A 5,554-nucleotide genomic window follows, 5' to 3' on the forward strand; every position below is an offset into this window, starting at 1 on the left:
GGTCCTGAATGATGTTTACTTTTTGGGAAGCAAACAATACTACGGATACCTTCCCGAGACCCAATTACAATGGCTGGAAAAGGATTTGGCTTTGGTGCCCAAGAAAAATCCCCTTGTCATTTTCCTGCATATTCCTAGCTTTTCGCAGATCGTAGCCCATAATCCCGGTCGTGATATCAACAAGGAATCGGTCATCAACAGGGAAGCTTTGTATGAAATTTTGGAAGGCTATGAAGCGCATCTGATTTCCGGACATGTTCATTGGAATGAAAACACAGTAAATGGAAATATTTTTGAGCACAACACCGCCGCCATCAGCGGGGCGTGGTGGTCAGGCATCTGCTATGACGGCACGCCAAAAGGCTACGGCGTCTACCGCTCTGATGCAGGAAATTTGTCTTGGTACTATCAGAGTATCGGTGAGGACAAAGATTTTCAATTTCGGATATACCGTCCCGGCTCACATCCTGATTTTCCAAATGACTATATGGTCAACATCTGGAATTGGGATCCTGAATGGCAAGTCGATTGGTATGAAAACGGGGTAAAAACCGGCAAACCTGAAAATGTGGTTGCCGCTGACCCATTGGCTTTGGATACTTATGCTCCCGGCAAACCCAAAAAGCAGCCTTGGATCTCCGCCCAAAAAAATGGGCATATGTTTGTTTTTAGGCCGAATGGCTCCAATTCAAAAGTAGAAGTCGAGGTCACCGACAGATTTGGCAACAGGTACAAAAAAGGCATTGACTAAATTCTAATCCTTGATATTTAGCATTACATTTAAAGGATAAACCCTTACAAAATGACCGGTTCAGAATCTCTTGATTACATCAAAAAGGAGCTTATTTCTTTGGAAAAAAGTATGGAAGCAAAAGTGGCCGATAAGTCCGGACTTTTCAGCAACCTGCACAATGACCAAAAAGAAGCAGCCAAGAACCTCATCGAATACCTTGTTGTCAGAAACCGGGACCTGCGCAACCTTCAGGACAACCTCCATGTAAATGGCCTTTCGTCTTTGGCGAGCAGTGAAAGCCATATCAGGAGGCAGGTGCAGTCGATATTGGAAAGGTTGGGCGAAAACTACCAAGCCGATCAGCTTGATGCCTGTGATTTTTCATTCAGCAAAAAGAAAATCGAAGAGAAAAGCCATTTGCTATTTGGCAACAAAACCATTCCCAGTATTCCTTCTTTGATGGTCACTTTTGACTCAGGATTCGCTGATAGCTATGCTCTGATTAAAAGTTTGCTCGAGAACGGCATGAATGTCGCACGGATCAATTGCGCCCATGATGATGAAGCTACCTGGTCCAAAATGATCAGCAAACTCCGAAAAGCAAGCAAGAGGACCGGGATAGACTGCAAAATATACATGGACTTGGCAGGGCCAAAAATCAGAACTGTATTACTTGGCAAAGGCAAGGACAAGGGAAAAGTAATGGTAAAAGAAGGAGACTTGATCTGGCTGGCAGAAGAGAGTAAGGGTTTTGATCAAGATGATGTAGTCATCAGCCCGAATGTTTCGGGTATTATCGGGTTTTTGAAAAAAGGAGACAGGGTCTATATCGATGATGGTGTCATCAGGGCAACTGTAGAAAAAACAAAAACAGGAAAGGTAGGGATAAGGATCACCAGGATTTCCTCAGAGAAAAGCCAAATCAAGGCAAAGAAGGGCATCAACTTTCCTGATAGCTTGATACAGATTCCTTCCCTGACTGATTTTGACAAAGCCAGTCTTCCTTTTATTTGTGAGCATGCTGATTTGGTCGGATATTCCTTTGTAAGGACAGCAGACGATATCAGCAATCTCCAATCCGAGCTGAGGGCGATTTCGGAGCATCACCCACATATGATCATCAAAATAGAAACTCCGGAAGCAGTCAGCAACCTGCCTTCTTTGCTGATAGAGGGGATGAAGCAAAGGGCTTTTGGGGTGATGATCGCAAGAGGTGACCTGGCTGTGGAGATCGGATTTGAGAGAATGGGGGAAATTCAGGAGGAAATCCTTTGGATCTGTGAGGCCGCACACGTTCCTGTGGTATGGGCCACCCAAGTACTCGAAAGCCTCAATAAATCAGGCATGGCTACCCGCTCCGAAATCACCGATGCCGGACAATCCGCCAATGCGGAATGCGTCATGATCAACAAAGGAGACCACACGATCGAAGTCATGGAAACGCTCAAAGACATCTTGCAGCGAAGCGCCGAGCACAGGGTGAAAAAGCGATTCCGCTTCCGTCAACTCAAAATTGCGGAGAGGTTTCTAAATACTTAATATCCAATTGATCTAATTGGCAGTGGAAAATTGATTGAAATCAAAATATAATTCTCAATTGCCATAGAAGAAAAGAAAATGGCGAGATAGGTGAAGAAGTAAAAACATAATAATAACCTTATGAAACTGAAATCCGCCTTCTTCATTTTCCTCCTGCTTACCATCATTGCTTTCGTCTTGATGCGCTATCATCAGTCCCAATTTGAATCAGAAACAGGGCTGAAATTCAATGTGATGGAATTTGAACTTCCGGGGAGTGCGACAAGGCTGAATGAATTGATTATAGCAGGGGCAGAACGGAAAAAGAAGGAGTTTCTCCTGCAACACCTGAAATTGGATTAGTTTTTCATGTCAACATTGTTCCCAACAATTTTTATCCTTTGTATGTGGGCAAGACAAAAATTCCAGGTTTTGGCAGTGCAAAATAAATCCCCCAACAGGTTCAGTTTCCTAAAAAACCTCCTGCTCTTCTTGGGGCTGCTTCAGGTTTTTGCCTTGCTATTTGATATCAGTGAAAACCTCAGACTGACACAATGGATCCAACAAGGCTTCGCCGGAAACATGCTTTTCTTTGAAACCCTCGTCAAGCTTAAATTCCTTTTTGCAATTTCAGGATTTTTGATTGGCCTTGTCCTGCTTGTTGTAGCACAATTAAAGTTTCGAAAAGTTTGAGCAAAAAATAAGGGCGGAAATTTTTACGATTACCACCCTTTCTAAATTACCGATACCAATTATCCTTTGTAAGGAATACTGCTCAACAGGTGTTCAGCTGCTGCGATGAGTTCTTCTTCTCTTGTATCCTTGTCAATTTCTATCCAAGGGGAAAAATCAGTGCTTGTCTTTTCGAACATCGCCTCTTTGTATTTCAAATATTTCTTCAGGGTTTTTGGCGAATATTTGATCCAATGTTCGGTTTTCCATCTTGTCAGAGGCGACTTTTTCAATTCATTGTATCGGGCAGACTGCTCATCAGGGCTGATGGTAAAATAGAATTTGACCAAAATAATCCCTGAATCGACCATCATTTTATCAAAATTATTGACCTGATCCATGAATTTTTCATATTCATCCTCTGTGCACATTCCAAGCATTGGCTCAAAAAGCGCCCTGTTGTACCAGCTACTGTCCCACAAAACTATTTCACCCGCTTGGGGCAATTTCTCCACAAATTTCTTGAAATAATAGTCGTTCTCATCCGGTTTATACCTGTGTGGTAAATTAACTTCCACCCTGAAATGTCTTGGATTGTTATGGGAAAAAATCTTCCTAATAATTGTGCTTTTTTCCGAAGAATCACCTCCATGCACCAAGACTACCACTTTTTTTCCGTTAGCGATCACCCAAAGTTGCAACCTGACCAATTCCGACTGAATTTCCCTCAATTTGAGTTCATGGCGGGTAGCTTCCAACACCTTTTCAAGGTTGATTTTTTTGTTTGCCAATAAATGTTTAAGGCCAATTTTAGAGTTCAATACCTCTACATCTTCTTTTGAAAGTACCATGGTCATTAAAGGTCAAATTTTTTGTTCTTACGGAAATATTTAAAAATCACATTCGGGTCATTCTTTAGGTTGGCTTTGGTTTTTCCTTTGCCGGGATATTTGAACCTGGACAATACATACCTCAAACTTTCCAGCCTAGCCTCCTCTTTGTCGTTGGTTTCCACCACCACCCATGGACTATAAGAGGTATGGGTCTCAGTAAACATCAGTTCTTTGTACTCAGTGAATTTGTCCCAAAGTTCCTGTCCTTTCAAGTCCACAGGACTGAATTTCCATTCTTTGAGAGGATTGCCAAGGCGGGCATCGAAGCGCTTTTGCTGCTCTTCTCTGCTGATGTCAAACCAGAATTTGATGACTGTGATGCCGTCCTCATAAAGCATGTGTTCAAAATTGGGGACCTGCCTCATGAAAGTATCATATTGCTTTTCCGTACAAAACCCCATCACCGGCTCGACCACGGCCCTATTGTACCAGCTACGGTCAAAAAACTTGATCTGTCCGCTGTTGGGAAGTTCTTCTATATACCGTTGAAAATACCACTGCCCACGTTCTACATCGGAAGGTTTGCTCAGTGCCACAACGCCACTTGCATGTGGATTGAGGTATTCGACAAAGCGCTTGATCGAACCGCCTTTTCCTGCTGCATCCCTACCTTCAAAAATCACCGCAACACGCAGGTTTTTCTTCTCGATATGCTCCTGAAGTAAGGAAAGCTCAGTCTGTAGCAGCTTCAATTCCTCTTCATATTTTGCCCGCTTGATGGATTTCTTTAAGTTGATCCCCTCAATTTTTGACAATGCTACCAGTTCCTTTCTGGTTTTGATATTTTCTAATTGCTCCGCTGAAAACATGGAAATAATCTGTTTTATATTTTATTAAAAGTTAAATAATTACGCTCACTAAACAAAGAAAACGCTCCTATTCCTTTCGTAATTAGCATGATTGATAGGGTTCTGGGTTTTCAATTATCACTATTTTTCATAAAAATAATCCATTTAAATACTTACTATTCCACTAGCAACCAAGTGTAACCATCGGCGGGAATTTCTACCCTTAGGGTGATTTCTTGTCTTTGGTTAAGAAAATAGGAATTTGGACTCTCTCCCTCCACACTGACCTTTGCCTGATCAGTAAGTCCTGTATAATAAAGTGGAATCACCAAATCCTTGGACATGGGTTGATTGGTAGGATTGAACAACATCACTAGAGCCTTTTCTCTCCCTTGTGAATCTACATGCATCCAACCGTCCCAATCCCTGCCATCAGCCCGGCGGAGTCGGATAATGTCTGCATTGAGGATTTCCCGGTATTTTTTATACCAATCGATTACAGAAATGACCACAGCTTTGGTTTCCTCGGTATCGTATAGCCTCGGACCTCTGTAGCAAGCCTGCACCCCTGCACCATAATATTGCATCATCAGTTGCTTATAGTCTTCCAGGTGCTCGCTTAGTGGCTCAAGTACTGCTTCGTCCCCACCACCGTGATAGGCTGTCAAGGGTACAAAGCCCCAACCCATAGAAGGCGTTTTTTCCCAAGTTCCGTCATGGATATTCTGTCTGTTGAGGATCTTTTGCCTTTCTCTGGGAAGTGAGAAATTTACCTCCCGATATCCCAAAGCGATCTTGTGGGTCCCATCCAAAAAGTACCAATCCGGCGCATTGATATAGATTCCTCGTGCATTCATCCATTGATAAAGTCCTTTTTGGAGATTAATCTGCACCCACTGCGAGTCGTGGAGCCCCTCATGGCCCGGATGGGAAGTAGACGCACAGACATC

6 protein-coding genes and 1 pseudogene are annotated in these 5,554 nt (G+C 42.9%); 4 read left to right on the forward strand and 3 right to left on the reverse strand.

Features of this window, described 5'->3' with window-relative positions:
• From ACZFYI_RS14745 to ACZFYI_RS14760, 4 genes are all read left to right on the forward strand, one after another.
• The coding region (locus ACZFYI_RS14745; protein ID WP_462524891.1) for a calcineurin-like phosphoesterase C-terminal domain-containing protein at nucleotides 1-751 on the forward strand (751 nt) is incomplete at its 5' end.
• A 51-nt stretch (nucleotides 752-802) separates the two neighbouring features.
• Nucleotides 803-2,272 carry a pyruvate kinase gene (locus tag ACZFYI_RS14750; protein WP_462524892.1) on the forward strand — a complete coding sequence of 490 codons (1,470 nt, stop codon included), beginning with the start codon at nucleotides 803-805 and terminating at the stop codon, nucleotides 2,270-2,272.
• A 120-nt stretch (nucleotides 2,273-2,392) separates the two neighbouring features.
• Nucleotides 2,393-2,614, forward strand: coding sequence for a hypothetical protein (locus ACZFYI_RS14755; RefSeq protein WP_462524893.1), 222 nt, complete (start codon nucleotides 2,393-2,395; stop codon nucleotides 2,612-2,614).
• A gap of 6 nt (nucleotides 2,615-2,620) precedes the next feature.
• On the forward strand, nucleotides 2,621-2,944 hold the full coding sequence (locus tag ACZFYI_RS14760) for a hypothetical protein (RefSeq protein WP_462524894.1): 324 nt from the start codon (nucleotides 2,621-2,623) through the stop codon (nucleotides 2,942-2,944).
• Between the two features lie 59 nt (nucleotides 2,945-3,003).
• Here the strand turns inward: ACZFYI_RS14760 and ACZFYI_RS14765 are convergent, their stop codons facing one another.
• From ACZFYI_RS14765 to ACZFYI_RS14775, 3 genes and pseudogenes are all read right to left on the reverse strand, one after another.
• Entirely contained in the window at nucleotides 3,004-3,780 is a 777-nt protein-coding gene (locus tag ACZFYI_RS14765; protein ID WP_462524895.1) for a polyphosphate kinase 2 family protein, read from the reverse strand.
• Nucleotides 3,780-4,625 carry a polyphosphate kinase 2 gene (ppk2, locus tag ACZFYI_RS14770; protein ID WP_462524896.1) on the reverse strand — a complete coding sequence of 282 codons (846 nt, stop codon included), beginning with the start codon at nucleotides 4,623-4,625 and terminating at the stop codon, nucleotides 3,780-3,782. Before ppk2 ends, ACZFYI_RS14765 begins: the two co-directional genes overlap by 1 nt.
• Nucleotides 4,626-4,780: 155 nt before the next feature.
• Nucleotides 4,781-5,554: pseudogene (locus tag ACZFYI_RS14775) on the reverse strand (alpha-galactosidase); the annotation flags it as partial.

It is taken from the genome of Aquiflexum sp. (genome assembly GCF_977115555.1).